This is a genomic window from Pseudomonas phytophila (genome assembly GCF_025643095.1).
GTDB lineage: Bacteria > Pseudomonadota > Gammaproteobacteria > Pseudomonadales > Pseudomonadaceae > Aquipseudomonas > Aquipseudomonas quasicaspiana.
Genome location: NZ_CP081201.1, coordinates 3544751 through 3571096, shown reverse-complemented (window position 1 = coordinate 3571096; position 26346 = coordinate 3544751). Strand labels below are relative to the sequence as shown.

25 protein-coding genes and 6 pseudogenes are annotated in these 26346 nt (G+C 54.1%); 17 read left to right on the top strand and 14 right to left on the bottom strand.

Annotated features, from left to right (window positions below):
• The first annotated feature begins 431 nt into the window (after positions 1-431).
• The 5 genes from K3169_RS16195 (at position 432) to K3169_RS16175 (ending at position 6530) form a co-directional block, all read left to right on the top strand.
• Complete coding sequence (locus K3169_RS16195; RefSeq protein ID WP_263267152.1) at positions 432-1406, top strand: tripartite tricarboxylate transporter substrate binding protein; 975 nt, start codon at positions 432-434, stop codon at positions 1404-1406.
• Positions 1407-1470: 64 nt separating this feature from the next.
• On the top strand, positions 1471-1962 hold the full coding sequence (locus tag K3169_RS16190) for a tripartite tricarboxylate transporter TctB family protein (RefSeq protein ID WP_231674602.1): 492 nt from the start codon (positions 1471-1473) through the stop codon (positions 1960-1962).
• 11 nt (positions 1963-1973) lie between these two features.
• Complete coding sequence (locus K3169_RS16185) at positions 1974-3494, top strand: tripartite tricarboxylate transporter permease (RefSeq protein WP_231674601.1); 1521 nt, start codon at positions 1974-1976, stop codon at positions 3492-3494.
• A 37-nt stretch (positions 3495-3531) separates the two neighbouring features.
• A complete protein-coding gene (locus tag K3169_RS16180; RefSeq protein WP_263267151.1) occupies positions 3532-4692 on the top strand; it encodes an L-talarate/galactarate dehydratase in 1161 nt (386 codons plus the stop codon).
• Between the two features lie 218 nt (positions 4693-4910).
• Entirely contained in the window at positions 4911-6530 is a 1620-nt protein-coding gene (locus tag K3169_RS16175) for a methyl-accepting chemotaxis protein (protein WP_231674599.1), read from the top strand.
• A gap of 1092 nt (positions 6531-7622) precedes the next feature.
• Here K3169_RS16175 and K3169_RS16170 read toward each other — a convergent pair.
• From K3169_RS16170 to K3169_RS16140, 6 genes and pseudogenes are all read right to left on the bottom strand, one after another.
• A pseudogene (locus K3169_RS16170) lies at positions 7623-7810 on the bottom strand (dienelactone hydrolase); the annotation flags it as partial.
• Positions 7811-8004: 194 nt separating this feature from the next.
• Positions 8005-8640, bottom strand: a complete 636-nt coding sequence (locus tag K3169_RS16160; protein WP_263267150.1) for a hypothetical protein — start codon at positions 8638-8640, stop codon at positions 8005-8007.
• A gap of 3 nt (positions 8641-8643) precedes the next feature.
• Positions 8644-9071: pseudogene (locus K3169_RS16155) on the bottom strand (PAAR domain-containing protein).
• A 38-nt stretch (positions 9072-9109) separates the two neighbouring features.
• Positions 9110-9517 (bottom strand): hypothetical protein, encoded by a 408-nt coding sequence (locus K3169_RS16150; RefSeq protein WP_231674597.1) that lies wholly within the window; start codon positions 9515-9517, stop codon positions 9110-9112.
• Between the two features lie 70 nt (positions 9518-9587).
• Positions 9588-10376: pseudogene (locus K3169_RS16145) on the bottom strand (DUF2786 domain-containing protein).
• Between the two features lie 207 nt (positions 10377-10583).
• Positions 10584-11684, bottom strand: coding sequence for a DNA-methyltransferase (locus tag K3169_RS16140; RefSeq protein ID WP_263267149.1), 1101 nt, complete (start codon positions 11682-11684; stop codon positions 10584-10586).
• A 104-nt stretch (positions 11685-11788) separates the two neighbouring features.
• On the opposite strand from K3169_RS16140, the gene K3169_RS16135 reads away from it, so the two are divergent.
• The 3 genes from K3169_RS16135 (at position 11789) to K3169_RS16125 (ending at position 12566) form a co-directional block, all read left to right on the top strand.
• On the top strand, positions 11789-11941 hold the full coding sequence (locus tag K3169_RS16135) for a hypothetical protein (protein WP_231674595.1): 153 nt from the start codon (positions 11789-11791) through the stop codon (positions 11939-11941).
• Positions 11942-12024: 83 nt separating this feature from the next.
• Positions 12025-12243 (top strand): hypothetical protein, encoded by a 219-nt coding sequence (locus K3169_RS16130; RefSeq protein ID WP_231674594.1) that lies wholly within the window; start codon positions 12025-12027, stop codon positions 12241-12243.
• Between the two features lie 125 nt (positions 12244-12368).
• Positions 12369-12566 (top strand): hypothetical protein, encoded by a 198-nt coding sequence (locus tag K3169_RS16125; RefSeq protein WP_231674593.1) that lies wholly within the window; start codon positions 12369-12371, stop codon positions 12564-12566.
• Positions 12567-12622: 56 nt separating this feature from the next.
• Here the strand turns inward: K3169_RS16125 and K3169_RS16120 are convergent, their stop codons facing one another.
• Positions 12623-13219: a hypothetical protein gene (locus K3169_RS16120; RefSeq protein ID WP_263267148.1), complete on the bottom strand. Its 597-nt coding sequence runs from the start codon at positions 13217-13219 to the stop codon at positions 12623-12625.
• A gap of 546 nt (positions 13220-13765) precedes the next feature.
• On the opposite strand from K3169_RS16120, the gene K3169_RS16115 reads away from it, so the two are divergent.
• Positions 13766-13993, top strand: a complete 228-nt coding sequence (locus K3169_RS16115; protein ID WP_231674591.1) for a hypothetical protein — start codon at positions 13766-13768, stop codon at positions 13991-13993.
• 121 nt (positions 13994-14114) lie between these two features.
• Here K3169_RS16115 and K3169_RS16110 read toward each other — a convergent pair whose 3' ends face one another.
• Positions 14115-14282, bottom strand: coding sequence for a hypothetical protein (locus tag K3169_RS16110; protein WP_231674590.1), 168 nt, complete (start codon positions 14280-14282; stop codon positions 14115-14117).
• A gap of 299 nt (positions 14283-14581) precedes the next feature.
• Here K3169_RS16110 and K3169_RS16105 point away from each other — a divergent pair, with 299 nt between their 5' ends.
• The 8 genes and pseudogenes from K3169_RS16105 to K3169_RS16060 all read left to right on the top strand — a co-directional run bounded on the left by K3169_RS16105 (position 14582) and on the right by K3169_RS16060 (position 20321).
• Entirely contained in the window at positions 14582-14842 is a 261-nt protein-coding gene (locus tag K3169_RS16105; RefSeq protein ID WP_231674589.1) for a tail fiber assembly protein, read from the top strand.
• 55 nt (positions 14843-14897) lie between these two features.
• Positions 14898-15335: a cell wall hydrolase gene (locus K3169_RS16100; RefSeq protein WP_231674588.1), complete on the top strand. Its 438-nt coding sequence runs from the start codon at positions 14898-14900 to the stop codon at positions 15333-15335.
• 277 nt (positions 15336-15612) lie between these two features.
• Positions 15613-16736: pseudogene (locus tag K3169_RS16095) on the top strand (SGNH/GDSL hydrolase family protein).
• A 355-nt stretch (positions 16737-17091) separates the two neighbouring features.
• Positions 17092-17244: pseudogene (locus tag K3169_RS16085) on the top strand (general stress protein); the annotation flags it as partial.
• Positions 17245-17594: 350 nt separating this feature from the next.
• Positions 17595-17876, top strand: coding sequence for a general stress protein (locus K3169_RS16080; RefSeq protein WP_231674585.1), 282 nt, complete (start codon positions 17595-17597; stop codon positions 17874-17876).
• Between the two features lie 52 nt (positions 17877-17928).
• A complete protein-coding gene (locus K3169_RS16075) occupies positions 17929-18480 on the top strand; it encodes an ATP-dependent Clp protease proteolytic subunit (RefSeq protein ID WP_231674584.1) in 552 nt (183 codons plus the stop codon).
• A 296-nt stretch (positions 18481-18776) separates the two neighbouring features.
• A complete protein-coding gene (locus K3169_RS16070; RefSeq protein WP_231674583.1) occupies positions 18777-19001 on the top strand; it encodes a DUF6555 family protein in 225 nt (74 codons plus the stop codon).
• A gap of 1044 nt (positions 19002-20045) precedes the next feature.
• Positions 20046-20321: a hypothetical protein gene (locus K3169_RS16060; RefSeq protein WP_231674581.1), complete on the top strand. Its 276-nt coding sequence runs from the start codon at positions 20046-20048 to the stop codon at positions 20319-20321.
• Between the two features lie 250 nt (positions 20322-20571).
• On the opposite strand, the gene K3169_RS29800 is transcribed toward K3169_RS16060, so the two are convergent.
• The 6 genes and pseudogenes from K3169_RS29800 to K3169_RS16035 form a co-directional block, all read right to left on the bottom strand.
• A complete protein-coding gene (locus K3169_RS29800; RefSeq protein ID WP_370445645.1) occupies positions 20572-21288 on the bottom strand; it encodes a methyl-accepting chemotaxis protein in 717 nt (238 codons plus the stop codon).
• A 159-nt stretch (positions 21289-21447) separates the two neighbouring features.
• A pseudogene (locus K3169_RS29795) lies at positions 21448-21702 on the bottom strand (HAMP domain-containing protein); the annotation flags it as partial.
• A gap of 1192 nt (positions 21703-22894) precedes the next feature.
• Complete coding sequence (locus tag K3169_RS16050) at positions 22895-24421, bottom strand: IS66-like element ISPsy43 family transposase (protein WP_007247618.1); 1527 nt, start codon at positions 24419-24421, stop codon at positions 22895-22897.
• Between the two features lie 83 nt (positions 24422-24504).
• Positions 24505-24840, bottom strand: coding sequence for an IS66 family insertion sequence element accessory protein TnpB (gene tnpB / locus K3169_RS16045; RefSeq protein ID WP_263267146.1), 336 nt, complete (start codon positions 24838-24840; stop codon positions 24505-24507).
• Positions 24837-25169, bottom strand: a complete 333-nt coding sequence (gene tnpA / locus K3169_RS16040) for an IS66-like element accessory protein TnpA (RefSeq protein ID WP_003317539.1) — start codon at positions 25167-25169, stop codon at positions 24837-24839. Before tnpA ends, tnpB begins: the two co-directional genes overlap by 4 nt.
• A gap of 469 nt (positions 25170-25638) precedes the next feature.
• Complete coding sequence (locus K3169_RS16035; protein WP_231674580.1) at positions 25639-26109, bottom strand: hypothetical protein; 471 nt, start codon at positions 26107-26109, stop codon at positions 25639-25641.
• Between the last annotated feature and the right edge of the window lie 237 nt (positions 26110-26346).

Here is a 26346-nt window from a genome sequence, read left to right as displayed (position 1 = left end):
CAAGTCATATGACAACATATGACAAAAAATAATAATAATTGAGGCTCAGATCATGCTGACGACCCTCGTCGCGCGTCTTGAAAGCAGCACGCAGTATTCCTTGATTCCCCATCTATGTTCACGCCCAGACCATGCCGTCGTTTGGCTGCAAAGCCCGGCAGAGCAGGGCGCTCAGCATTTCCAATTCTCCACACACAGGTCTTTGCCAACCAGCAGTTCGCGGGCCACTGTGCGTTCATTTATCAGCGGTCGATTCACTGTTTCTGATTTGTGCAGTAGCGACCTGCGCAATGACGGGGAACGCCTTGAACGCCTAATGCACCCACCACTGATAGCGGTCACCCGTATGTAATTCGGTGCGCTGACATAAAGAGTTACAACTTCGCCGAGCCCCACACGTTCGATCAGCTTTTTAAAACCGGAGCATTCCAATGATAAAAACAATTCGCGTCTCTCTCCTTTCTGCACTTGTTGGCATGGGTGCTATCACCTCAAACAGCATGGCCTTCGCAGCAGATGTGAAATGGCCGACTCGCCCGGTGCAGGTCGTCGTTATTGCCAACCCCGGCGGTGATACCGACTTCAATGCACGCATGATGGCCAAGTATTTCAACAAGATCACCGGCAAGACCATGGTGGTGACCAACGTTGCCGGAGGCGGAGGCACGCTGGCTGCTGAGCAGGTAAAAAGTGCGGCAGCGGACGGGAACACGATCCTCTTCACACATCCAGGGCAACTGATCGTTAACGAAGTGGCGGGGCTCTCTGATGACAGCTTCGAAGCGTTTGATATCTCGTGCATCGCCGGGGTCGACAAGGGCGCGGTCTTCGTGGCCTCTACTCAATCCGGAGTGACCAGCGTCAAGGACCTGATCGCCAAGGCCAAGGCCAAGCCAGAAAGCGTTACCTACGGCACCGAGATGGGTAACTTCTCGCATATTCAGGGCCTGATGTTCGAGAAAATAACCGGCGTCAAACTGAAGATGGTTGATGCCGGCACCGTATCGGAGAAAGTTGTCGCGCTACTTGGCGCGCGCATTGACCTCGGCGCCATCAGTTACGGCTCGGTACAAGACTACGTCAACGGCGGGCAAATGGTTGCTCTAGGCCAGCCTAATGACGAACGCAACGCTATGCTGGGTAACGTCCCGACCTTCAAGGAGCAAGGTGTCGACTTCACCATCGACAAGCCTTATGTCGTAGCGTTCCCGAAGGGCACTGACGTAGCGATTGTGGGCAAGATGGCTGACATCATGAAACAGATCAGCGAAATGCCCGAATATGCCGAGGAACTGAAGAAGTTCAAGCAGCCGGTTGCCTACTACGGGACCGAAGAGTCCAAGAAAATCCTCGCCAAGACCCGCGATGACTTCATGCAATTCAAGGATGCTCTGCGCACCAAGTGAAACCTGAGAAGGGCTGGCCTTATCGCCAGCCCGTATCGCTTGGACTATTAACCGAGGTTTTTCGATGGCTACTTGCAAGAAAAAAGAGCTGATTATTGGCGCTGCCATGCTTGGCACCGCGCTAGCCTACTTACTGATGACGCTCAAACTACCGACTCACTCCGGTATCGATGCCGCTTTCGTTCCAGCGCTGTTGGCGGGGATGCTCTGCCTCCTTGCCGTCATACAGCTCGTCAGTGCTTTTTCCACACCTCAAGCACCAGCCGACAACCTTCCCCAGATCGATGCAGAGGAGACGAGTACTGCGATTGATGTGAAAACCGTGGTCAAGACGCTGGCGCTGATCGTGGGATATATCGCGCTGATGAATCCGGTCGGTTTTCCGATCATGACCGTGGTCTATCTGTATCTGCAGTTCATCGTGTTGACGCCGCACGACCATAAGGTACGACACGTTACTTACGCCCTGATCGCCTTGGCGACCTCGGCCGTCATCTACCTGCTGTTCCGCGAGGCCTTCGATTTGATGCTGCCCGCTGGTCTGATGAATTTCTAGGAGTCTCGAGCATGCTCGACTTGTTACAGCAAGGCTTCGGTGCAGTTTTCTCAATCAATATCATGTTGCTCATGGCCATCGGCGTGGCCGTAGGCATCGTCTTCGGTGCCGTGCCCGGTTTGTCTGCCACCATGGCCGTCGCACTGTGCCTGCCGCTGACATTTACCATGGGGCCTCAGGCCGGTCTTTCGTTGTTGGTGTCGCTGTTCATCGGTGCCACCTCGGGAGGTCTCATTTCAGCGATCTTGCTCAAGATTCCCGGGACACCTTCATCAATTGCGACGGTGTTCGATGGTGGGCCGCTGATGGAGCAGGGCCATGGCGTCAAGGCGCTGGGCATTGGCATCGTCTTTTCCTTCCTGGGCACCCTGTTCAGTATTGCGGCGCTAATGTTCATCGCTCCGCAGCTGGCCAAGGTCGCTTTACGTTTCGGTCCTCATGAATATTTTGCGATCGCGGTGTTTTCCTTGACCCTGATCGCCACGCTGTCTGCGGGGTCCATGGCCAAAGGGTTATTTGCGGGTGCACTGGGCTTTGCCGTTTCTACCGTGGGCATCGCCCCGGTTGAAGCTATCCGCCGCTTCACCTTCGGCTTCCCTGAACTGAACGGTGGCTTTTCCATGCTCACGGTAATGATCGGCATGTTTGCGGTGGCCGAGATTATCAAGCTTGCGGAAAACGGCCGACACGCCAAACAAGGCAAGGCGCGCTCAGTCAGCATGAAAAACATCAAAGGCTTCGGCTTCTCACTCAAAGAGTTTCGCCAGCAAATTCCCAATGCTTTTCGCTCCGGGCTAATAGGCTTGGGGATTGGCATTTTGCCGGGCATTGGTGCGGGCACTTCAAATCTGGTGGCGTATATCATCGCCAAAAAGCGCGCGAAGGACCCAGACTCGTACGGCAAAGGCAACATCGGTGGGGTCGTGGCCAGTGAGACGGCTAACAACGCAGGTATCGGCGGCGCAATGATGCCTTTGATGACTCTGGGGATTCCCGGTGACACCGTTACCGCGATCATGCTGGGCGGTTTTCTGATACACGGTATCCAGCCAGGGCCGCTGCTATTTATCAGCCAGGGTCCGCTGGTGTACACGATCTTTGCTGCATTGATCGTCGCCACCTTCATGATGCTATTCATGGAATTCTACGGCCTGCGCCTGTTCATCAAACTGCTGGATGTGCCCAAACACATTTTGCTGCCGATCATTCTGGTGCTCTGTGTCGTCGGAGCTTTTGGCTTGTCCAGCCGCCTGTTCGATGTCTGGTCGATTTTGTTGTTCGGTGTCCTTGGCTATGGCTTCGTCAAGGCAGGCATGCCCGCAGCACCTTTTATTATCGGTTTCATTCTGGGGCCTATGGCTGAAACCAACCTGCGTCGTGGACTGATGCTTTCGGATGGCAATTTCCTGGCATTTCTTGCCAACCCCATCGCCGCCTCGTTCCTGGGTCTGGCGCTGGTTTTCATCATCTGGCAGGTCTACAGCGCCATGCGTCCGAAGAAGAGTGCGATCGACGAGATTCTGCGCACTTGATCTCTTTCAAGACTTCATCACTGCTAAGGAGAGCTCCATGCTTGCACAACAAGAATCTATCAAGTCCTCCGACGAGGATCGTATTGCCTGGGTTCGGGTATCCTCGGTAATTCTGCCTCTGGCCAACCCCATCAGCGATGCCAAAGTGCTAACGGGACGGCAAAAGCCGATGACCGAGATCGCCATCCTGTTCGCTGAAATTGAAACCATTGATGGTCACCGTGGCCTTGGTTTCAGCTACTCCAAGCGTGCAGGCGGGCCGGGTCAATTCGCCCATGCCAAGGAAATCGCCCCGGCGCTTATTGGGGAGAACCCAAGTGACATTTCCAAGCTTTGGACCAAACTTTGCTGGGCCGGTGCGTCGGTAGGCCGCAGCGGCATGTCCACTCAGGCCATTGGTGCCTTCGACGTGGCACTGTGGGATTTGAAAGCCAAGCGCGCCAACTTGTCGCTAGCCCGATTGCTCGGCGCAGAACGTGATTCGATACGCTGCTACAACACCTCGGGCGGTTTCCTTCACACTCCGCTTGACCAGTTGATGAAGAACACCGATCTGTCACGTGAAAAGGGCATTGGTGGTATCAAACTGAAAGTCGGACAGCCGGATTGTGCCATCGATATAGAGCGTGTCAGCAACGTGCGCAAACATCTAGGAGACAACTTCCCTCTGATGGTTGATGCCAACCAGCAATGGGACCGCCCGACTGCCCAGCGAATGTGCCGCCAATTCGAAGAGTACAACCTGATCTGGATTGAGGAGCCGCTGGATTGCTATGACGCTGAGGGCCACGCCGCTCTGGCTCAACAATTCGATACGCCTATTGCCACGGGTGAAATGCTTACCAGCGTTGCCGAGCACGCCGAGTTTATCAAGCATCGCGGCGCTGACTTCCTGATGCCTGATGCACCACGAGTAGGTGGCATTACCCCTTACCTTAAGGTCGCCTCAATGGCCGAGCAAGCGGGACTTATGTTGGCTCCGCATTTTGCCATGGAGCTACACGTCCACTTGGCGGCTGCGTACCCCACCGAGCCGTGGGTCGAACATTTCGAATGGCTTGAGCCGCTCTTCAACGAGCGCCTGGAAACCCGTGACGGCCGCATGCTGGTTCCTAAGCGTCCGGGCTTGGGCCTGACACTCAGCGAGCAGGTCAAACCGTGGACCGCGCAAGAAGCCGAAGTTGGCACTCGTCCTTGAATAAACTTTGGTCACCCGGTGTGTGTTGCACATCGGGCGGCCGATTTAGTCCCCGTGCATTCAGGCTCGTAACGATTTGAAGTTGCCGTCTGGGCGACTGATCAATTTTCGAAAATTTCGGCCGAAAGCCTCCGGTCAACGCAAGCCTAAAAGTTTTTAACTTTGAGTCGATAGCCTTTGGAGTACGTCAACTATTAGCTAGAAAATAGGACTGTTATATGCGTCTTAGAAATCTCAACGTAGCACCACGCGCGGCCCTGTTTTTCGCGTTGATTATTGCGTTGGTCTCTGTGCTTGGCGTGTTTGCCGTGGTGCAGATGGGCAAGCTAAGGGACTCGGAAAAGGAAGTCGAACTGAACTGGATGGCCAGCATCCGACAGACGGCATTGATGAATGCTACGGTGCTTCGCTTGAGGCTCGAAACACAGCGTGGTCTTGCCGACCCTCAGTCCATTCAAAAGACAATTGAACACTTCCCTGGCTACCGTAAGGCGTTCACCGATGCTGTGGCGCAGTACGATTCCCTCGTCGGGGAAGACAGCGAGCGCACGTTTTATACGCAGGTAAAAAACAGCGCTGATGCGTACTCCAGGCAATTGGATCTTCTCGAACCGCTGATGCGGCAGGGTGACATTGCGGCTGCGGTCAGCCTGGTAAGTACAGGCATCCGTCCGCTGACTAATACGATGGAACAACAGATCAAGGATCTGACCACCTTTAACAACGAAGGCGCAGCGAAGGCCGGGCAGAACGCTACCGATCTTTACAATGAAGGTCTCTTGCTGGTTATAGGCATTATTGCGGGCGTTGTTGTCCTGACGGTCGGGTTGGCCATGCTGCTGACGAAAAGTATTACGTCGCCCATCAACGATGCCCTGTCCGTCGCTGAACGCATCGCGGCCAGTGATCTCTCTAAAGAGATACAGGTCAGCGGCACTGATGAAGCCGGGCGACTGTTGAAAGCGCTCGCACAGATGCAAACGAACCTGCGCAACACGATCATGCAGATCTCTGATTCATCCACCCAACTGGCCTCGGCGTCAGAGGAGATGACGGCAGTCACTGAGGAATCGAGTCGCGGCCTTGTTGCCCAGAACGATGAGGTCAATCAAGCGGCAACAGCGGTCACGGAAATGAGCGCGGCCGTTGATGAGGTTGCTCGCAACGCAGAGTCGGCGTCCGAAGAGTCCAAGCGTACTCAGGGTTATACCGAGGTCGGTCAGGTGCGGGTGGCGCAGACGCTGAAGTCCATTCAAAAGCTGAACGGTAACGTTGAAAACACGAGTGAACAGATTCAAGGGTTGTCAGATCGTGCTCAGGGCATCAGTAAAGTTGTCGAAGTCATTCGCGCGATTGCCGAGCAGACCAACCTGTTGGCGTTGAACGCTGCGATCGAGGCTGCACGAGCAGGCGAGCAAGGCCGTGGGTTTGCGGTGGTGGCTGACGAAGTGAGGGCATTGGCCCATCGCACGCAGGTGTCGACTCAGGAAATCGAGCAAATGATCGCTGCCATTCAGAACGAATCTGATCAGGCGGTGAAGGCGATGAATACGAGCAGGGATCTGGCGACTGAATCACTGGGCGTCGCCCAGGAGGCCAGTACCTCGCTGGATCAAATCGCCACGGCCATTGTTCAGATCAACGAACGTAACCTGCTGATCGCGACCGCCTCTGAAGAGCAATCGCATGTGGCGCGTGAGGTTGACCGCAATCTAGTCAGCATTCGCGAGCTGGCAACCCAGAGTGCAGCAGGGGCTAGTCAAACGGCCAGTGCGTGCGGCGAAATGTCCAAGCTAGCAGTTAATCTGAATCAGCTGGTAAACCGATTCGTCGTGTGACTATTTTTATATGAACTGATATGAGCTGCGGATCGGCGAACGTACGCTGATCCAGACTCATAAATACTTCAATTGATCCTCGGTGAATCCCGTTCACGACGATTAATAACCCACAATGATGCTTTAACGGACGTTACTACTCCTCTAGTGCTTAGGGATGTTTTATGACAATCGTGAAGCGTCTACAACGTGAGCGTATTATTCACGGAATTTCCATTTGGTAATTTGCGGTCCTCGCGGCGTACGAGCCTAAGCTCAAAGTAACTCTGAGAATGGGGCGCAGCCCGAGCGCGGGTTACCTTTATGTATTACGTTATCTGGGTATAAATGTGCCATGCATTCTGCTGGGAATACGTACGATATCTACATTCAATGAAGGTAGGAAGCTGTCGCAGGTGATTTTTCGAGAAGGAGATTGTTGAGTATCAGGCTGGGGGCATCCTTTTCAAACCATCCAAAGCAGGCCCTCAGATGTGCCCCCAATTCTGCCCCCGTACGCCCGCGATTGTAGAGTTCCACATAAACGAATATTTTGGCTGAAATTCAGTATGACGCTTTGTGGTTTCCAGTGTAACGCCTCTAGCGGGACCGCTAGGGCAGTATTGGTCTTCCCGGAGGTAGCTTTGGACTTCCGGGGTGGGGCCGAAAGAGGCTTGCCTCACAGGCTCCTTTCAACCCCTTGCGGATGGCCACCTCTGCGAGGTATTTAGATCAAGCCGACTATAGAAATGCGCTCAATTAACGCGGATAAATCGAATTCTTCAACCACGAACATTGGAAGGCGCGCACTTAGCCTTCGCTTGCGTTGCTGCATGCTGTCCAGCTCTAACACTTCATCTGTTCTTCACGGATGACTGGCATGCCGCTCCCTCACTTGATGTTATGGCCTGTCGAAATAGGGAAAAGCCTGTTTCGGCAGCTTCGGCAGGTCGATATGCTGGAATACGATAGTCAAAAACCTACCGACGTGAGGCTACCGCTCATTACGAGGCGCCGGACCCAGAAATTCGCTAATCAGCGACGTCACTTGTTGATGAATCACCTCACGTGATCGCCCGTCGTCGCCATCCTGGCAAATCATTCCGTACCCCGGAGAGCAAACGGGTGTTCGCCGGCAGCCGCTGGCGCATTGCGTACGGCGAGGGCACCAACGAACACTGGGCTGTCTTCGATCAATTGCGGTTTGGCAGGGTCGAGGACTGGAAGCCGATAGGGTTGCCGTCAGCGATTGCGCGGCCGGAGAGACAGATCAGAAGCAGGGTGATGAAAGCTTTTTTCATTGTTTTTATTTTCCTTGACTGGATCAACTGATGGAGAACTTCAATCCGTCGTCAGGCGCATTCCCATTTCGTATGCACGGTTCTCGAACCCGAACTCGGCGTACATCCGCGCAGCGCGTACATTGAACGGAAAGGCCAGACCATCAACCGCAAGTCCTGAGCGTTGTGTTCAACCGCCCAGTCTTTTACGATGTTTATTTAAACATCTGCTCAATCATGAGCCTGGAGGGGATGAGTAACGTATTAGTGTAATAGGCTTTATACCCATAGGCGGTGATGCGGACCTTGCATGGAATTGAAGTTTGCGACGCAAGCAGGGGCTTGAAGGAGTCATAGTCATTCAAGTCGCGTTGAGTTCCATTCGGATTGGTGTAGTAAAAGATAAGCTCGGAAGAAAACTTATAATTGGGTTTCGTTTTACTGTCCGCGGTCACCCGTCCTTCGGCTTTTATAGCTATTGAATGCTCCGATAAAAATTCCATGTCTTGGTTGAGAGAGCAGATCAGGGTAGGTGTGAGCTGATTGGAATTTTCGTAGTCATTGAAAGCGTTCTGCAAATCCACCGTAGAGCTAAAGCGGGCAGTAAACAGGTTGCTGGGGCCAGGCCCGAAAGACGATAACGTTAGGTCGGTTGGTGGAATGTTGGCCGTTTTTGCACAGCCAGTGCAGAGAAGTATTGCGAAGCAAGTGACGCTACGGAGTATGTTCATAGCCTTCTTTACTGGAACGGGTGCCGTCTTGACAGTCTGGTCCTTCACAACTGTCAAAGTCGGCGTTACTGCCAAGCTCGCGGTGTTGCCATTGAGAAGATTGACTTGCTCTGCTGCCATTTTTCAATCTTCCAGAAATAGTTTTATGGTTTCTGCCAAGTGTGAACTCACGACGTGTGTGGATCCCATCGAATCACTGGTTCCATATTCGAAGCTGGCGTCAGCGCGTCGATTAATTTGATCTTGTCGCTAAAGTGCACAGGCATCGGCAGCAGGCCGCTGAAAGGTGCTGGTACGAAAGTGTCTCCAATGGTGACTGTCCCGGAACCACCCACTACGACATTGCCGTGACCGCCAGTGCTGTCTTTTGTAGCAGCGTTCAAGCCGTTGATGAAGACAGTTTAGCTGACTCCTCCCGTGATTGGACTTCCACAGGCGGATTTGTCGGTCATCCGAGCGGCAGCAAGTCCATCAAAATTCACATCGGGGGAGCCACTGACCATTGGATTAGTGCCATGTCCCGGGAGAGGGCAACTAGTGGGGTCTGTGATGCGTGCGGCAGGTTTTTCCGCTCATGGGAAGTCCCGTTTCAAGATGTCAGATGGGGAGACTGTGTTTGATAGACGCGCCGGAAAAGCACCGGACTATACGTTGGATGGTTTTCGTGCAGCGACGCCGCTTCATTTTCAACGGTCATTCTATCTGCTGCCAACGCATTTCTGCGAGCAGTCAATGTGGTCTGTTGTTCGCCGAGAAGGATAAGCTGCGCATCGATGCTCTCATTGAAATGGCCCACGAACTCATTGAACTGATCCATGCCGAAGAGAGTGGCAATGAGTTCCGCTCGTTGGGCATTGGGGCGTGCGGCGATTCTGGAAAACGCGTCGATCCGGTTCTTTTCTACGAAGCAGAAACGATAGGTGTCAGCGTTGGCAACGACATTTACAGTCGTGTGCTTCCAGTATGTTCCAGGCCATGTGGCCGCTGGTTCGGCCACCACTCAGCCCGATCTGGACCGGGCCTGTGACCAGGTAGGGGTTCATCTGTGCCCTCGCCGGTGGTTTGTTTTAGGCGCTGGCGGATAGCGCGAGTAGCTCTTCGGTTCCCGAGGCAAGCCCGGCATGCAGCTCGACCCTTCGTCCGGCGAGCATTCCGGCGATCTGTGCGTTCAGATCAAGCTCCGCTTCCTTGGCTTTACGTGCTTCACCGACCTTCTTGTCGGCGAGGTATTCAGCGATTAGGGGCTGGTACTGCGCTTCCACCGCTACCAGCTCTTATCCGGCCTGTTTCTGCTCAAGCAGTTGACCTTCCTCGCCGCGAGGGACCAGGGCATGCAGCTTGCTGTGGACCTCGTTGACCCAAGCGATTGCGAAATGGTCGCCAGCTGTTGCTGGTGAATAGCTGCGGCGGTGCCGACCAGCGCGCACGCCGGACGAGTATTCGCTTCGGGCTTGTGTGAGCTTCGCGAGCAGGGTTTCGTACGCATACAATGCGATATGCTGAGAGGGGTTGACGCCAACGAATACTGCGCGCTCAACGCGGCGACGCTTGGTATTGCACCAGTGTTGGTACCGCAATGCTTTGCAGTTGAAGACTTGCGCGACCATCGCGCTCAAGTTCCGGTCCCAGACCGGCCGTCTTTCAGCGCGCGACATCGACGATTCAACTTCGCCGACGTCGCTCAACTTAACGTCCGTTTCGCTCAACTGGTACTCGCGCATCAGCGCTTGCGCCTGGCGCATTGCCGTTGCCGTTGCCGCTTCGTTCTCGTTGGAGCTTTGAGCGAGTGCCAAGCAGTGTTTGATTTTGCGGATGGCTCGCTCTAGCTTCTTCTGGTCAATCGGTTGTTCGGACATAGATCATCCTCGCCGGTGTGGCGTGATTCGTTGAGTTGGAAAAACCCCAAGTGGAACGGGGTTTAGAGGTCGCAGACACTTCAGCCTCAAATGCGCTGGAGCACTGCAAAAATGAAAAGAATTACTGAGTGGGTGAACCTGGTAGCCGCGCTTGTGAGGTTGGGGACAGCATTGTTCTTCGCGCTCGCAGTGACGGGCAGCACCCCTTTAGGCAGCGGGCACTGCGTCTTGGAACACGTCCATCTGAGCAGCCCCATCCAGCCAGGCTGAGTCTATTCGAGCGCGGGCAAGTGTCGCGTAGTCAGGGTTCAGCTCGCAGATAATTGATCTGCGACCCTCCTGCATTGAAACAAGTGAGGTGGTACCGGCTCCGCCGAACGGATCAAGCACGACTCCACCGCGCGGCGCTCCGGCCAGAATGCATGGCCGTATAAGGTCGGGCGGAAATGTGGCGAAGTGGGCACTCTTGAAGCCCTGAGTCGGCACGGTCCACACGCTGGGCTTATTCCGGCTCGCAACATCCCATTCACTTTCAGCCCGATCTGGCCGGTGGGTGCCTTTGCTCTGGCCTGGGATGGCTTTCTCCCGTTTTGAATCATCTCGCTGGAAACTCTCACGCCTAGATCGCTCACCACCGACGGCCTTCATCGGCCCGTTGGTTTTTCCGGGCACCCTGTCACTGCCGGACTGTTGCTCGAGATCCTGCGCCCATCTGGTGATACTGGATTCGGCCGCTGGCTCCCGGATCGCCTGCATATCGCAGTGATAACGGCGCGATTTGCTTAGCAGGAAGATGTATTCATGGGCCTTAGTGCATCGGTCTCGGGTGGATTCTGGCATCGGGTTTGGCTTCTGCCAAATGATGGCCTGCCGCAGATACCAGCCATCGTTCTGCAGCGCGAAAGCTAAGCGCCACGGCATGCCCATCAAATCTTTTGGCTTGAATCCCTCTGGGGGCGTGGGTCTCTGGCCGCGTAGCACTGCACCTCTGGTCGCCGTCGAAACCGCTCCGTGCTTGCCAGCCTGTCTACCCTTTGCGTAGCCTCCTGATATCGATGCGTAACTATCGCCCATGTTAACCCAGGCCGTGCCATCGTCCCGTAGTACCCGACGAACTTCACGGAACACATCGACCAGCCGGGCAATAAATTCTGGCGGCGTTTCCTCAAGGCCGATCTGGCCCTCGACACCGTAGTCGCGCAGACCGAAGTAGGGCAGGCTGGTCACACATGTGTGCACTGACTGGTCTGGCAGCGTCCGCATCATCTCGATGCAGTCGCCGACCAGTATCTGGTGGAGCTGACTCATATCGGATTCCAGTTAGGCGCAGCCCTTCCGGTACCGGATGAGGTGGCGCAAGTTGTTGAAGAGGTAATGGGCTATGCTTAAAGCTCAAGCCAAAGGAGTGAGTCATGGGCGCAAGCACGGAAGAGGTGTCTAGGTTGGCGTTAAAAGCCGTGCTTGCCACTGCTATGAAGCAAGGATTGGAGCTGGACTCGTTATGTGAGGCATCGATCGATTGGATGCTCAACGACGCAGCCTATGGAGCAGAGGATGTTGCTTAGGCCGTCAGTGAAATTGAGGTGACTGCCGACTCTATTGAATCTGCGTGAAGCAAACTTAAGTCTAAACCCACGAGGGTTCCGACATGACCGACAAGCACGCAATGGAACTGAAGCACGCGCTCGTCGCTGTATTCACAACAGCAGCGAGCATGGGTATCGATATCGGCGAGCTGTCAGAGCAGGCGGCGAGTGATCTGGCCGAAGAGGAAGCAGGGTGGCTCGACCTGTACAAGCCAGGTGCGGTGCATGAGATTCGATACTGCCGCGACTTGGTGAAGGGCTTCGATATCGTTGACCATTAGCTGACAGGCTGATCCCTGTGTAGCGTGATTCGTTGACGTGAGGTGGGAATGATCTCTTAGGGTGACCTGAGCTGCTCCGCAAGTTATCTTGAGTCATGGTTGGATAACCGAAGGAGATCTAAAACGTGTGGTTCGGAACCGAAAAGGAAAGATTTAAGGCTCAACGGGGCATCATGTTCATCCCGCTAGTTGCCACGATTTTCTTTGTTGCTGTGAAGGTCGAAGCGTACGTTTTGGGAACCGGGACGCTGACCGACTTGCTGAAAGCCATTTTCGTTGCTGGCCTAACTGGTGGCGTCTTTTATTTAGCCGGAAAGTGGTGACTTGGTGACCTGGTGATTTGGGATGGGGATGCCGACACAGCGTGGCTTGACCGGCATTAGCAGGTGATACGTTCCCCGATAACCGTCGTGGTGAAGCTGACGCTGTATTCGAGCTGAAGCCGGAAGTCGCCGCCACAGGTGTCGCACTCCATGTCCTTGTCGCCGTAGTCCTCAGTTTCAATGTGGATCACGGTTGCGCAATGCGGACATTTGCACTCGTCCTGCGCCCTGTAGTCCCACTCGTCATAGTCGTCGGCCGCGACCTTGGCCAGTGCCTCAGCCTTGGCCACTGCATCGATTGCGTCTTGGCATGGCTTGCAGATGAAGCCGTCGCGTTGGCCCCAAGGCGTGTCCGCCAGAGCGGATCGGTGCGTTTTGCATTGAATGCATACGTCGTGCTTATCGCAAACTTTGTAGCTGTAGCCTTCGGTGCTGCCGGTGCATTTTTTGCAACCCGATACCCAGTACCGGGCCCCTTCGATGCGTTCAGCGTAAAGATCCTTTTCAGGAGCCATGAGCTCAACGTAGGGCAGGCCGTTGCGGTGGGGTTTACCGTGCCAGCCATCGTTCCACTTGCAGGTGTGGCCGCTGCGCGTGCGCTCTGTCCACTCGCCGGGAATTTCCGGGATCAAAATCTTGGTGTCCTTGCTCATGGTTATCTCCATGCATGCGCCGCCCTCCGTGACCGGTGGTGGCAAATAGGTTGGGGGTGAGCTATAGATGATGACCGGCATGGAGCCGGATCAAAGGAGTTCAGATGCCTCTATTAGTTGATCGCAGCCCCACCGTTGATTACGACGATCCGCTTCATAGCGTCAAGTTCGTAATTGCATTCAAATGGGGTAGTCCTAGCAATCCAGTCCCGCTATCAGTGGTAGTACTTACTAAGATTGACGCGGACTTGGTAGTCGCAGCCACCCTTACCGATAGCTGGCAGAGTTATGACGACGCTGTGGACGCTGGCAAAGAAGCAGCGAATGAATTCGTTAGCTGCTATTGGCTGGACTAAATGATCGTTGGCTGACCTCTTTGCTTTGGTCATGCATTTTCATCTCGTTAGTGGCGCCACTGCTGACGCCAGTGCTTTGCAGCTCGCGGTTGCAACCGCCCTCCATAACCGGATGCGACATAGTGGCTATTTGGTTTGAGTTGGGGTATTACGGGAGGCCGACATGGAGCCGGTTCAAAAGGAGTTGTAGATGAGCTTTGATTTAGTTTCGCTTGGAGATCTGATAAGGATGCTGTCGGCGGGTGGCGTGCTTGAACTAAGTGTGGCCGGTAGAAATGTGGGCGACATGGTCCGTTTAGCTTCAGCAGCTAACGGTGGTAACGGAGGGTTAATCTTGTCCGGCCTCGGTGAGAGGCCTATTGGTGACTACGTCCGTATCGCCAGTGCTGGTGGAGGTAAGGTGACACTGAAGTGGTAAACCGCGATTTAGGTTTCTGATTTGGCAGACTTGCTGAAAACTGACGAATCAGGCTTAAGCATCCGGTCTTGATCTTCTGGGCTTGCCCGCATCCAAAAAGTCCGAGGTTCTGCCAGGCCTCCTACGGGCTTTGGATGCCGTTGCGTTTCATGGCAGCGGCCATCCCGGCTTTAACGCCCGACGCCATTCGGATGATCACCTTTTCGATTCCCAGCTTTTTGGCCTTTGCCTTCTCCCGGTCCCGATAATCCTTCGAGTGATCCGCCGGAGACTTCTTTGCTTTGGTCATGCGCTTTCATTCCGGAGGGTGGTAGGTGTAACCAGCGCTGTTTGCGTCTTTGTGCGACTCGGCATTGCAGACGCTTCACCGGCTTGCCTGCTGTACTGAGTAATCAATGTCGAACGCGCTTACCAGGCGACGCATCAGCGTGTTGCTGATCTGCAGTTCCTTGAGTGCAGCTGTCCGCGACAATCCTCTGTCTCGCGTATCCTTGATCCTATCCGTTCCAGACGGGTTGGTTGAGCTTCCAAAGCCGCTGCCAGCTCCAGACGTTGCTACCGAAGAGCCAGCAGTTGGGGAGCCAAACGATGAGTAACATTGAATGGAAAGAATTAATCACCAAGGAAATGAAAGAAGCCTCTGCGTCGGCTCAGGCTTTGGTTAACGCAGCCGCAGAAATAGCCAGGCTCCGCGCTGTTGCTGATTTTGTTATCCCTCCGATTCAGGACGCAGTGGACATCGACGACGCAACCGATGCTGAAATTGCGCGCCTCAAGGCGTGTCTTGGCCGACTTCCTGATCACCCAGGTTATCCAAAGACCATAGACTGGCCAGTTGTTCCCGCCTGATTAAACGAACAAAAAAGCCCGCCATTGAGCGGGTATTTTTTTGCCTGGAGAAAGCATGACCGTATCCGAAAAAGACCGCGACATTTTTGCCCGCACTTTATGGGGAGAGGCTCGTGGTGAGGGCTTGAATGGTCAGATCGCCGTGGCGTGGACCATCCGCAATGGCGTCGACATCGATCTTAACAATGACGGCAAGCCGGATTGGTGGGGGGAAGGGTACAGCGGCGTGTGCCTGAAGGCTTACCAGTTCAGTTGCTGGAACAAGAACGACCCGAATTACCTGTATTTGAGCGGTGCAAAAGCAATCCCATTCCGCGAGTTGGCTCAAGCGCGCATAGCTGCTGACCTGGTGATCGACGGCAAGCAGCCTGATCCAACTCGAGGAGCGACTCACTACTACGCGACCACAATGCCCATGGCCCCGGGGTGGGCGGCGAAGGCCAAGCAGACGCTGAAGCTGGGTCGTCACGTCTTCTTTCGTGACGTTCCATAGCCGACTGAGCAGGTCACGCTCGCTTTGCCGCGCGAGGCTTTTGCTTAAAACATCTTGGAGATCAAAATGCGTACCGAACAATTCGTGCTGAAGTACAGCTACGGCGTACACACGGTGGCTGTGCAAGCTAATGGCGGCAGCCTCAAGGTAGAGAAGGCCGTGGGCACCACTTGGGTTCAAACGGACTCATTCAGTACAGACGGAGCATGGCGTCTGGATTTGGGAAACTTCCCTACACGTTTACGCCGGTCGGCTCCGCCGCGTATCAGGTGGAAAAATGAGCCTTCTCGTTAGTGCGATACCGCGCCGACAGCCAATCCGCCGTGGGTTAGGCCTGCTTGGTGACAGCTTCTCCGGAAACTGCCACACCATCGCTGCAACCGCATACGGTACTGAGGCATACGGCTTCGCGGCCATGATCGCGGCGCGTACCGGATTGTGCCCGAGCTACCTCGATAACCAGGGCAAAGTCGGCGACCACACCGGCCAGTTCATGGCCCGGCTACCGGCCTGCATCGCTTCCTCCACTGCCGATCTGTGGCTTCTGCTGTCGCGCACCAACGACAGCACCACTGCCGGTATGACGCTGGCCGACACCAAAGCTAACGTGATGAAGGTTGTCACAGCTTTTCTGAACACGCCCGGCAAGTACCTGATCCTCGGCACAGGCACTCCACGCTTCGGCGCACGAGCGCTGGCCGGGCAAGCGCTGGCCGACGCAATTGCCTACAAAGACTGGGGGCTCAGCTACGTGAGCCAGTTCATGCGCGTCATGAACATCTGGGATGGCTTTACAGAAGCAATGACGGTGGAGGGTTTGCACCCGAATATCGTGGGCGCGGATTTCATTAGCTCGAGTGTCGTGCCGATCATTACCGCCAACTTTGAATTCCCTGGCATCCCGTTGCCGACGGACGCTGGCGATATTTACTCGGCTATCCGTCCATTCGGCTGCCTCAATGCCAACCCGCTAATGTCCGGAACTGGCGGCACTCTCCTGGCGGGTGTGAATGCCGTGGCTGGATCCTTGCTGGCTGATGGGTATAAGGCCGTCGGCTCTGGCTTAACCGGTATCACCACGCGGTGGTTCAAAGAGCCTGCAGAATTCGGCGAGGCTCAGTGTATGTCGGCTCGTCGCGCGGCATACTGGCGTGGGAAGCAGAATTGATCATCACCAAGCCGGTCAGCGGCACCTCTACGACCTTCTATTACCGGTCGATGGACAAGTACCAAGAGCCATTCACCATGCCTGCCAACTTTTCCGGGGAGCTGGAAACGCAGCGTGGGGTAGTTGACATCAGTGAGACGGTGATCACGTCGCGCATGGGCCTGTACTTGGCGGCGGGCGCGGCCCAGAACTCCACGGTAAAAGCCGCTCAGTTTGGAATACGCAAGATTTAAGCCCTGCCAAGTATGTCAGCAATGATCAATCTAGCCGCGGGATCTAGTCCTTTATGTAAAGGGCTTATATATGGGGATCTCACCTTCAGCGCACTAAGCGAAACGGTATGAAATTACAGCAAGTTGATATCATAGCCCCGCTAGGAATGAACAAGACCTGTACGAAACGTCAAGCTGGTATATGGTCTGTACAAGTTTCATTTGGTTGCATACCGTTTGTTGGCAGCTCCAAAAAAAATTCAGAACGTTTTTAACACTGGCTTTATCTTAGTTTATGCCTGCTGCGAACAGTGGGCATAAGCGAAACCTCAATTACATTTGGAGTACTATTATGACGACGAGTAATAAGAACCCAGGTAATTTCGCCAACGATCATGAAAAAGCATCGGAGGCGGGGAGGAAAGGCGGCCAGGCTTCTGGCGGTAACTTTGCCAACGATCGTGAAAAGGCTTCGGATGCTGGTCGCAAGGGTGGCCAGAATAGCCATGGCAGCGGCCGCAAGTCGTAACTATAAATCTGCACAACTGCGGGGGCGGCATCGCTGCCCCTTCCTACACTATAGATCTATAGAAAAGGAGAAAGCCGTGCGTTTATCGTCTGAAAGTCAGCAAAGTTTGCTCTCTCAAAAAACGAGCGACCAAGTGCGTGCTGAAGCAAGAGCAGGCCCACGATCGAACATGCAGAAGTGTTACGAATATCGCCGAGGTGCTGAGCTCGTCGAAGTAACTGTCGGCGGGTTTGAAAAGCTACCTTTGTGTGAAAGATATTTATAAGTTTGTCCACCAGCGGTGGGTCAACTCGATTTTGCTATCGCGAAATTACAGTTGCGCAACCGGTACAACAACGAGGTAAATAAACATGAGCACGAATGAAAAAGACCAAATGAGCGTCAATGAAGCCGGTAAAAAAGGTGGTGATGCTACTGCTGCTTCCCATGACAAGGAATTCTACCAAGAGAATGGCAGCAAGGGCGGCCAAAACAGCGGCGGGAACTTTAAAAAGGATCCCGAGCGTGCCGCTGAGGCAGGTAGCAAAGGTGGTCAGCACAGCGGAGACAATTTTGCTAACGACCGGGAGAAAGCGTCGGAAGCAGGCCGTAAAGGTGGTGAGAACAGCCACGGTGGCGGACGCAACAATTGAAACGCTTGACGCAGGGGGGCTTTGCTCCCCTGTTTGATCGACGAGGGATACTATGCCGTTGCACGTTATTAATTTCACGGGACCGGTCACCGCCTCCACTTGCAGCCAGCTTATCGAAAAAGCCTCATTAGCTGTGCAGCGAGATGCTTCAGGCCTAATAGTGAATATCGCTACTATGGGCGGCGAGTGCAGCTATGGTTTCACCATGTATAACTTTCTATTGTCTCTTCCAATTCCGGTACATACCCATAACTTGGGCACCGTTGAATCGATGGGCAATATCATTTTTTTAGCCGGTGAGCGCAGGACTGCGTGTAAGTACAGTAAATTTCTTTTCCATCCCTTTCATTGGCATGTGCAAGGTTCAGTTGACCATTCGCGCATGTCCGAATACGCGATGAGCCTAGACTACGATTTGCAGTTGTATGCACGCATCGTCGCCGAGCGCACTCAAGATGGAGTAGACAACCTCGAAACCGAAAAATATCTTATTGCAGCACCGCGCATTCTTGATCCGCAACAGGCAATTGCGGCTGGCCTGATCCATGCGGTAGAGCTTCCTGTTATCAAAGCGGAGTTTGTGAGCACCTTCATCCATTCTTAGATTTGACTACATCACCAGATTGGGTCCAGGAATTCTCATGACTTCGTTACGCTAAGCAATAAGGTAAGTTGATTATGGTTCAGGAGCTGCTTCCGTCGAGCGTATGACCTCAACGCGTCAGGTCTCGTTGATGTGGGCGTGTACTACATTCTGTTAAGAGTATGCACGAATATTACATTACCCTTCGCCGAGAAATGATCTTTTTTAGGGTGACGCTTTCGGTTGTGTGATGTGGTCAATCATGGAGGTTTTTAGTTGAGTTCAATTAGTTTATCGGTTTAAAGGAGCATCCGATCATGCCCAGTTCGTGCCATTACAAGGTGGACTACCTCTATCACGGCGCTTACAAGACGTTCTATGTAAGAGCGGATTTGATGAATAACTCAGAAGCCTGGCATTGGGCTGCGGTTGATGCTGGCCTTGGCCAGATTCCAAAATACCGCAGTGAGAGAGTCCCGAAGGTCAGCAAGCCACTCGCCGAACGGCTTGGAATAACAGACGTTGCATGGAGTCACGCTTAATGTGGGAAGAGCTAACGCTGGGCTTCTTTGGACATCATCCGTGCTCATCCGCTGGGTAAAGCACTAATGTCAGTGCGCACTGAAATAATGATCGCGATTCTTTTCGGCGTCGTATGGATAGCCGCCTGCTTGGGCATAGTAGTTAATTTATCTATGACTGGTGTGCCCGGATTCAGTGCTTTCCGTACGTTCGCCGTGATGAGGAGCTATTGGACTACCGGTCTCCCTCGAAGCGCCGCGATGATCGTGAGCTCGCGATCATCGCTAAGGACGGCCGATCGCGACCAAGCAATCCATCACGCTTTTCGTTGCTCAAGTGACGGGCCTTGATATGTCAAAAACAATTAACCTGGGTTGTGGAATTGTGCTTGATTACACGAGATTGGTACCCGGAGGCATACTCTTATCTTAAAGCGACACATCCCTTTCATGGAGAATGCTATGTTCAGTCATGTGCACGTTGGGGCTAGGGATCTTGAGTGCTTGGCTGCCTTTTACGATGCTTTACTGCCGAGATTGGGCTTGATTCAGGTGTCTGAGGGAAACGGTGGATCTGCTAAAGGCGTAGGCTGGCGATACCCCAACAAGCGATGGCCCCAGTTCTTTGTGCAATACCCTATAAATGGTCTTCCAGCCACTTGTGGAAATGGAGTTCAAGTGAGTTTTCTAGCGACTTCGGAAGCCCAGGTTCGTGAGGTCTGGGCGCTTGCAATTGAAATGGGGGCTGCCGATGAAGGTAAGCCTGGCTTGCGAGAATATGCGTCCGATTTCTATGCTGCGTATTGTCGAGATCCAGAGGGAAATAAGCTCTGCTTTGCATATGCTCCGGATCATTAGAAGCAGCAAGGCGTGTTCACCAGATGCATATATGGTTTGCGCGTATCCGTCATAAGGGAGTGAGATGGGCGCCAGTTCTCATAGCGGGCATTCGTTGTATGTCCCTAACAGAAAAGGCGTCCCGGGGGGCTTTTATGTTCTTGCTGCGGTGATTTACGATTTGGCATTCAATTATGGGTACATGTCAGCCTTGTTACTGGAGCCGCCATGAGCGACATAAACACTCCATACGGTATTCTCGATTCAGATCATGCTATTGAACTGCTAACCCCTCCAGCCAGCCAACTGGATCAAATGGTACTGGCTCATTTTCAACGCTGGCGGGTGGTGGGTATTTTTTTACGTTGTGTGTCCTGCGGTCATTCGCAAAAGGGCAGCGAAAGCATGCGGCCTTTTCTTCATGGTCCGCAATGTAGCGTTGGCGCGACAGAGGATTTTCCTTGGCGCGAGTTAGCGGACCTGTTGCAGCATCTCCCTAGGTAGGGATATCGAATGCGGGCAGGGGCTTCAGGAAGAAGCACTGGGAGACGTGATGATCACGCTACAGGGGACAAAATGGGTAACCGTCCGGGCAAGTCATCTAGCGTAGCTGGCTCTATTGTTTTACGAGATTGCGCAACGATGAAGCTCAGCCCTCAATGTCGATCAGGGACTGCCGGGCATCATCACCCCAGTCAGACCCGATCAAAGCACTTTCTCGTGCTATCAACAATTGAAACGCTTGAGATTCCTTTCAAGCGTTGCTGGATAACTTAAACTTGCCGACTACGCTGCGAAGTTCATTAGCGAGCAATGAAAGCTCGTCAGCCGTTACGGCGTTGTCCTCTACGCCTTCCATGACGATTAAGCTGCTGTTTCGAATGCCGATGACGTTGCGATTGATATCCTCTGAGACCGAATGTTGCTGCACCGCCGCACTTGCAATCTGAGTGTTCATGCCCACAATTCCGTCTACTGCTTCATTGATCTGGTTCAGGCTGCCAGACGCTTGGCTCGCTGCCTGAATGCATTCCCTAGCTCGGGTTTGCCCAGCTTTCATCTGTTGAACAGCGGCATCAGTAGCGCCTTGCAACTGTTGGATGATCCGTCGAATTTCTTCTGTGGAGTTTTGTGTGCGCGAGGCCAGAGTCCGCACTTCGTCAGCCACGACCGCGAAACCACGGCCTTGCTCGCCAGCTCGCGCCGCCTCGATGGCCGCGTTGAGGGCCAGCAGGTTAGTCTGATCCGCGATGGTACTGATGACCTCGATGACACCACCGATTTCTTTGCTGTGTGTCGCTAACGCTTCGACTTTGCTTGCACTGAGCTCCACTTCGTTGGCCAACGCCTCAATAGCGGCACTTGTTTCAATCATAACTTTCAAGCCGTCGTTAGACGCACTGCTTGCAGATTCAGCGGCACGTGCTGCGCCCTCGGTATTCTGGGCCACGTCGGCAACGCTCGCGGTCATTTCGTTGATGGCAGTAGCAACCTGCTCGGTTTCAGCCTGTTGTGAGTTCATTGAGGCTTTGGCTTGGCCTATGGAGATCTCTAGTCGCTTTGCCGCATCTGAGACTGAATGCGAGCTACGCTCCACCTGGCTCAGTGAGCCAGAGAAGGCCGTTACCATGCGGTTAAGTCCCTCGCCTACATCACCGATTTCATCGTGGCTGTTGATTCGGACGCGCGCGCTCAGATCGCCTTGAGCAATACGTGCCGTCACAGCTAGGAGCTCATCAACCCCAATCCGCAGAGCCTTGTAGATGCCGACGAACGCATAGAGCAGCAGTATCGCAATGGCGATAAATAGCTCAGTGCCGAAAGTACGCTCATTACTCAGTGTATTCAGACGCTCATCAATTCGAATTCGCAGCGATTCCTGCATCTGATCCTGAGCTTTGTAAAACTGAGCAACGACGGCGTTTCCACGCTCGCCCAAGGTGTTGGCATTCACGTTTGAGCGCTTGCTCGGATCAAGGTAGTCCACCAGGTCTTTACGCAGATTTTCCAGGTCGGTAATGGCTGTTGTTACAGACGGCTGAACTACACCAGATAATTTAGGCTCTTCTCGGCGAAGCAGGGAAAGGCTCTGCTGCAACTCTTGACGCATTAGCAGCTCCTGTTTCAACAAAGTCTGGGCAAAAATACGAGTGGTGTCGTCCAGAGGACGGTCAGCGCTAAAACCGCTGGCCAGACCGCGAATCTGTCCGACCAGATTTATTTGCCGAGGTAGACGTATAGAGCTTAGATCGATGAGGTACAACGAACCTGCTTCTTCGTCCAAAATCATGCCGGAAGTGGCCGTAATGTAGTAAACGAAATTCATTAGGTCGGTTAACTGGTCGTTCCACGCGGAAAAGATCACCAAAGGTGCTTCGCCTGCTTTGGCGCGTTCAACCAGCTGCACACTAGCGGTACGCAACGTCTGAACTCGGTCTGTCGTTGCCAGTTGGGTGCTAAATTTTGCGTCCTGCGCAGCAAGAGTCGCATAGGCATCGTTAAGCTTTTCAGCATTGCGTGCTGCATTGGCTACTGCGTTGGTGTCACCGCTGAGCATGCCGTGTGTCAGCGCCCTCTGAATCATGGTTAGACGCAGGATAGGGGTGACGTCCAACAAGTATTGTTGACCCACCTGTTCATGCTTGATGCCCGTGATGCTCGTGTTCAGTGAAAGCATCGCCCGGGTGCCTAGCAGGAGCAGAGGAATCAGGACAATAAATCCCAAAATTGCGAATTTCATGGGGAATCGAACACGGTTGGTAACGAACAGGGCAGGCGCTAATAAATTCATCGGGTTCTCGATCACTCAAGGTCTGTGAGTGCTTTCTTAGGCGTTAAAAAGTGCCCATCTCTCATTTATGGTTATGAGGTAATGAAAGCATTCCAAGAGATCTTCCTCAAAAGCCGCTTACTCTCCTTTGTTACAGGATCGAATTGCCGCGCTTCTCTTGGTACGAAAACTATCGGCTGAACCGGGCGAAGCTGTAGGGAGGAATGCATGGATAACCAGCATAAAGGCTAAGTAGACCGGTAATGGCACCAGTTGGAGGTGCGTCCGGGCATCCCGTCTTGCGCAACTAAACCGGTCGCCACCTATGCGGTAGTAGCTCCGCAATCTCACTTGCCCGCTGCGTCGGCAGGCGCGTGAGGACGTCCTTCAAATAAGCATACGGATCATGGCCGTTGAGTCGCGCCGATTGGATCAAACTCATGATCGCCGCTGCACGTTTACCGCTGCGTAACGATCCCGCGAACAGCCAGTTCGAACGCCCAAGAGCCCACGGCCGGATTTGATTCTCGCACCAGTTATTATCGATGGGCACGGCACCGTCATCGAGATAGCGCGTCAGCGCTATCCAGCGTTTGAGACTGTAATCCAGCGCCTTGGCGATGGCCGAACCCTCAGGCACAAGCTGTCTTTGGGCGATCATCCAGGTATGAAGTGCGTCGGCGATTGGCGCTGCTTTTTCCTGCCGTATTCGCTGCCGATCACCCGGCTCCAGCTCTCGGACTTCTCGTTCAGCTTCGTACAAGGCCGCGATGTAGTTCAGCGCTTTTTCGGCGACCTGGCTCTTGTTGGTCACGTGCAAGTCGAAGAACTTCCGGCGGGCATGGGCCATGCAGCCGATCTCCGTAACGCCCAGTTCAAAGCCTGCCTTGTAGCCGGCAAAGTCATCGCAGACCAGCTTGCCGTTCCAACTGCCCAAGAAGGCTCGGGCATGTTCGCCAGCGCGGCTCGGGCTGAAGTCGTAAACGACCGCCGCCAGGTTGGAGAACTGACTGGTGGCATAGGCCCAGACGTAAGCGCGATGAGTTTTTTTCGCACCAGGCGTCAGCATTTGTACCGGCGTCTCGTCGGCGTGAACGACGTCGTGCGTCAGCACGGCTTCGCGCAGCGCATCAACCAGCGGCTGTAATTGCACGCCGCAGTTGCCCACCCACTGCGCCAAGGTCGAACGGGCGATGGGCAGCCCGGCGCGGCCGAAGATTTTCTCTTGGCGATACAGCGGCAGATGGTCGGCGAACTTGGCTACCATGACGTGGGCCAGCAAGCCCGCTGTCGGGATGCCTTTGTCGATGACGTGCGCCGGTACCGGCGCCTGGATCAGTGTTTCGCACCGCTCGCACGCCCATTTTCCACGGATATGACGCTCAACAGTGAAGACGCCCGGTGTGTAGTCGAGTTTTTCGCTGGCATCTTCGCCAATGCGTTTGAGGGCACAGCCACATTGGCAGTGGCTGTTGTCCGGTTCGTGATGGATCAGTGTGCGAGGAAACTGCGGTGGCAGCGGTGCGCGCTTGGGTTGCTGGCGCACTTTGGCTTCGACAGGTGCCGGTTGCAGCGCCTCAAACTCGGCTTCGATAGCGGCGATATCCGTATCGATCAAGTCGTCGAGCAGGCTGGCTTGATCCGGGCTCAACTGCTCGCTGCGCTTGGCAAACTTGAAGCGTTTGAGCAGCGCGATCTCGTGGGCCAGCTTCTCGTTGACCGATTTGTGATGAGTGATTTGCTTGTCCATCGTCTCGACGCGCTGGATCAACTGCGCCGCCAAGGCACGCAGTTCTTCAGGGTTTAATTGATCGAGATTCGGATGCGAAGTCATGCCGCCGATTTTGCCAGAGAGGGCTAGTGGCGGCGATAGACTGATGGGCCAATTGCGCTGGCAAGCAGGCCATGGCAGGCGAATTAGAGCACCGTCATGGCTGCTCCGGAACCGACGCGTTGCCAAGGCAAGCCGAGCACCAAGGCTTGAAGTTGCTCTGCATCCAACTCGACTTCAGAGCCGTGCCGCACGCCCGGCAAAAAAAAACGTCCTTGATTCAAGCGCCGGGCAGCAAGCCAAATCCCCAAGCCATCATGCACCAGCACTTTCATGCGATTGGCACGACGGTTGGCAAACAGATAAGCACAGTGCGGCTGCGCCGCACCGAACACCGCGATCACCTTGGCTAGCGCCGTTTCGGTGCCTGCGCGCATGTCCATGGGCTCGGTGGCAAGCCAGATGGAGTCGATGCGGATCATCGCAGCAGGTCTCGCAGGAAAGCAGAACACGCCGCTGCATTTTCTGCCGGCCAACTCACCACGACTACGCCTTTTGAATGCGGCACTTCGATTCGGATCGTGGCAGGAAGGGCCTGATGCATCGGCACCGGCGGCGATGTCTTGACCGGGATGAAGGCGGTTTGAAGTGTCAGGTTTTTCTGTGCATGCACCCGAATCCATTTATGGACGAGGTTTGCATTGAGGTTGTGGGTCAAGGCGACATTGGCAATTGAAGTGTCAGGTTGGGCGCACTCAGCAATGACCTGGGCCTTGAAGGACTTGGAATAGGAACGGCGTTCTTGTGGCATGGGCGTCCGCTTAAAGAGGCTAAAAATGGTGTCCACCTATATTTGGGTGGACACCATCGCCTCAAGCGACGGTGTCAGGAAGGTGTGTTGCCCGGACGGTTACCAAAATGGAGTTGGGATATTCGCCTAGCAGGAGCAGGCAGTCGCTAAGGCTCAAACTAATTATGAAAGGGTGGAGTCCCCCCACGAGCGAATGACCTCAACGTGTTGCATCATATGGCTTCATTCGTACCAGGGATACTCACAGAATGGCGCTTCGGGTCTCTGCCGGAATGCCACGGCCATTCGCGAAGCGTGATCATGATTGGCTGATCGCCCAGGCCGCAACCTAGTGCACGTAGTGGGTGCCTGACGCCAGGCCTGAGTGAGGGCGCCAGTTTCACGCCGACTCCATGGGCGATCACTTCTTTTTCATGTCCATGTAATGGCCGGCGCTGGCGATCACGCTGGCCCCTCTATTCAAATAAGATTACCGACCGCTCGGCAAGGGCGGTCGGGTCTCAACTTGTTCAAGGCTTACCCTATATGTGGTGTAGGTGTCGCCATCCTCGAGATAAAGGTCGCTTCGATATCTCAGTACTGCGCCTTTGAGTTTGATGTGCAGGCCGTTGGCGACGCGTTGGATGCCCACGTCTTTCAAATCGGTGTCTGAAACCAGAAACGGCGGCGTCTTGCCCAGATACACCTTCATGGTTTCGTCAGTCGATTCACGGTTATCCATATAGAACTTCAGCGTCTTGGGCTCTGAACGATCCCTGGCTTCCTCGACGATATATAGCCACTCCCCCGGGATGAAGTTTTGCTTTAGTACTATTTGGGGGGGAAGCTCCGGTTTGTGCAGGTAGCCATAGGTGAGAAAGCCGACGAAGCAGAGCAGCGAGGCTATTGCGAGGTACTTTTTAAGCCTGGGCTTTAGGGCTTGCCATTCGGTTTTATTCACAAGCTTCAACTTTGGGTGTCAATGGTTGTCTTGGTAAGCGCCCAGCGTGGCGCAATGTCGACACTTGAAGAGGTACCTACGCAGCGGGCGAGTGACACCGGCCAGTTACTGCCATATCAATGGATACCTGCTTGAGCTACGCAAGCGTGTGCTCCTCATTCTTAGTCATTGCTTAATCATGATGCTCCGTCTTGGCGATGACAAGGGGAGCCGATAGGTAAGCGATGCAGAGAAAAT

Bases quoted from the DNA above. Each gene is read 5' to 3' on its own strand.
- K3169_RS16195 (WP_263267152.1), top strand. From the start codon at position 432: ATGATAAAAACAATTCGCGTCTCTCTCCTTTCTGCACTTGTTGGCATG.
- K3169_RS16190 (WP_231674602.1), top strand. From the start codon at position 1,471: ATGGCTACTTGCAAGAAAAAAGAGCTGATTATTGGCGCTGCCATGCTT.
- K3169_RS16185 (WP_231674601.1), top strand. From the start codon at position 1,974: ATGCTCGACTTGTTACAGCAAGGCTTCGGTGCAGTTTTCTCAATCAAT.
- K3169_RS16180 (WP_263267151.1), top strand. From the start codon at position 3,532: ATGCTTGCACAACAAGAATCTATCAAGTCCTCCGACGAGGATCGTATT.
- K3169_RS16175 (WP_231674599.1), top strand. From the start codon at position 4,911: ATGCGTCTTAGAAATCTCAACGTAGCACCACGCGCGGCCCTGTTTTTC.
- K3169_RS16160 (WP_263267150.1), bottom strand. From the start codon at position 8,640: ATGGCAGCAGAGCAAGTCAATCTTCTCAATGGCAACACCGCGAGCTTG.
- K3169_RS16140 (WP_263267149.1), bottom strand. From the start codon at position 11,684: ATGAGTCAGCTCCACCAGATACTGGTCGGCGACTGCATCGAGATGATG.
- K3169_RS16135 (WP_231674595.1), top strand. From the start codon at position 11,789: ATGGGCGCAAGCACGGAAGAGGTGTCTAGGTTGGCGTTAAAAGCCGTG.
- K3169_RS16130 (WP_231674594.1), top strand. From the start codon at position 12,025: ATGACCGACAAGCACGCAATGGAACTGAAGCACGCGCTCGTCGCTGTA.
- K3169_RS16120 (WP_263267148.1), bottom strand. From the start codon at position 13,219: ATGAGCAAGGACACCAAGATTTTGATCCCGGAAATTCCCGGCGAGTGG.
- K3169_RS16115 (WP_231674591.1), top strand. From the start codon at position 13,766: ATGAGCTTTGATTTAGTTTCGCTTGGAGATCTGATAAGGATGCTGTCG.
- K3169_RS16110 (WP_231674590.1), bottom strand. From the start codon at position 14,282: ATGACCAAAGCAAAGAAGTCTCCGGCGGATCACTCGAAGGATTATCGG.
- K3169_RS16105 (WP_231674589.1), top strand. From the start codon at position 14,582: ATGAGTAACATTGAATGGAAAGAATTAATCACCAAGGAAATGAAAGAA.
- K3169_RS16100 (WP_231674588.1), top strand. From the start codon at position 14,898: ATGACCGTATCCGAAAAAGACCGCGACATTTTTGCCCGCACTTTATGG.
- K3169_RS16080 (WP_231674585.1), top strand. From the start codon at position 17,595: ATGAGCACGAATGAAAAAGACCAAATGAGCGTCAATGAAGCCGGTAAA.
- K3169_RS16075 (WP_231674584.1), top strand. From the start codon at position 17,929: ATGCCGTTGCACGTTATTAATTTCACGGGACCGGTCACCGCCTCCACT.
- K3169_RS16070 (WP_231674583.1), top strand. From the start codon at position 18,777: ATGCCCAGTTCGTGCCATTACAAGGTGGACTACCTCTATCACGGCGCT.
- K3169_RS16060 (WP_231674581.1), top strand. From the start codon at position 20,046: ATGAGCGACATAAACACTCCATACGGTATTCTCGATTCAGATCATGCT.
- K3169_RS29800 (WP_370445645.1), bottom strand. From the start codon at position 21,288: ATGACCGCGAGCGTTGCCGACGTGGCCCAGAATACCGAGGGCGCAGCA.
- K3169_RS16050 (WP_007247618.1), bottom strand. From the start codon at position 24,421: ATGACTTCGCATCCGAATCTCGATCAATTAAACCCTGAAGAACTGCGT.
- tnpB (WP_263267146.1), bottom strand. From the start codon at position 24,840: ATGATCCGCATCGACTCCATCTGGCTTGCCACCGAGCCCATGGACATG.
- tnpA (WP_003317539.1), bottom strand. From the start codon at position 25,169: ATGCCACAAGAACGCCGTTCCTATTCCAAGTCCTTCAAGGCCCAGGTC.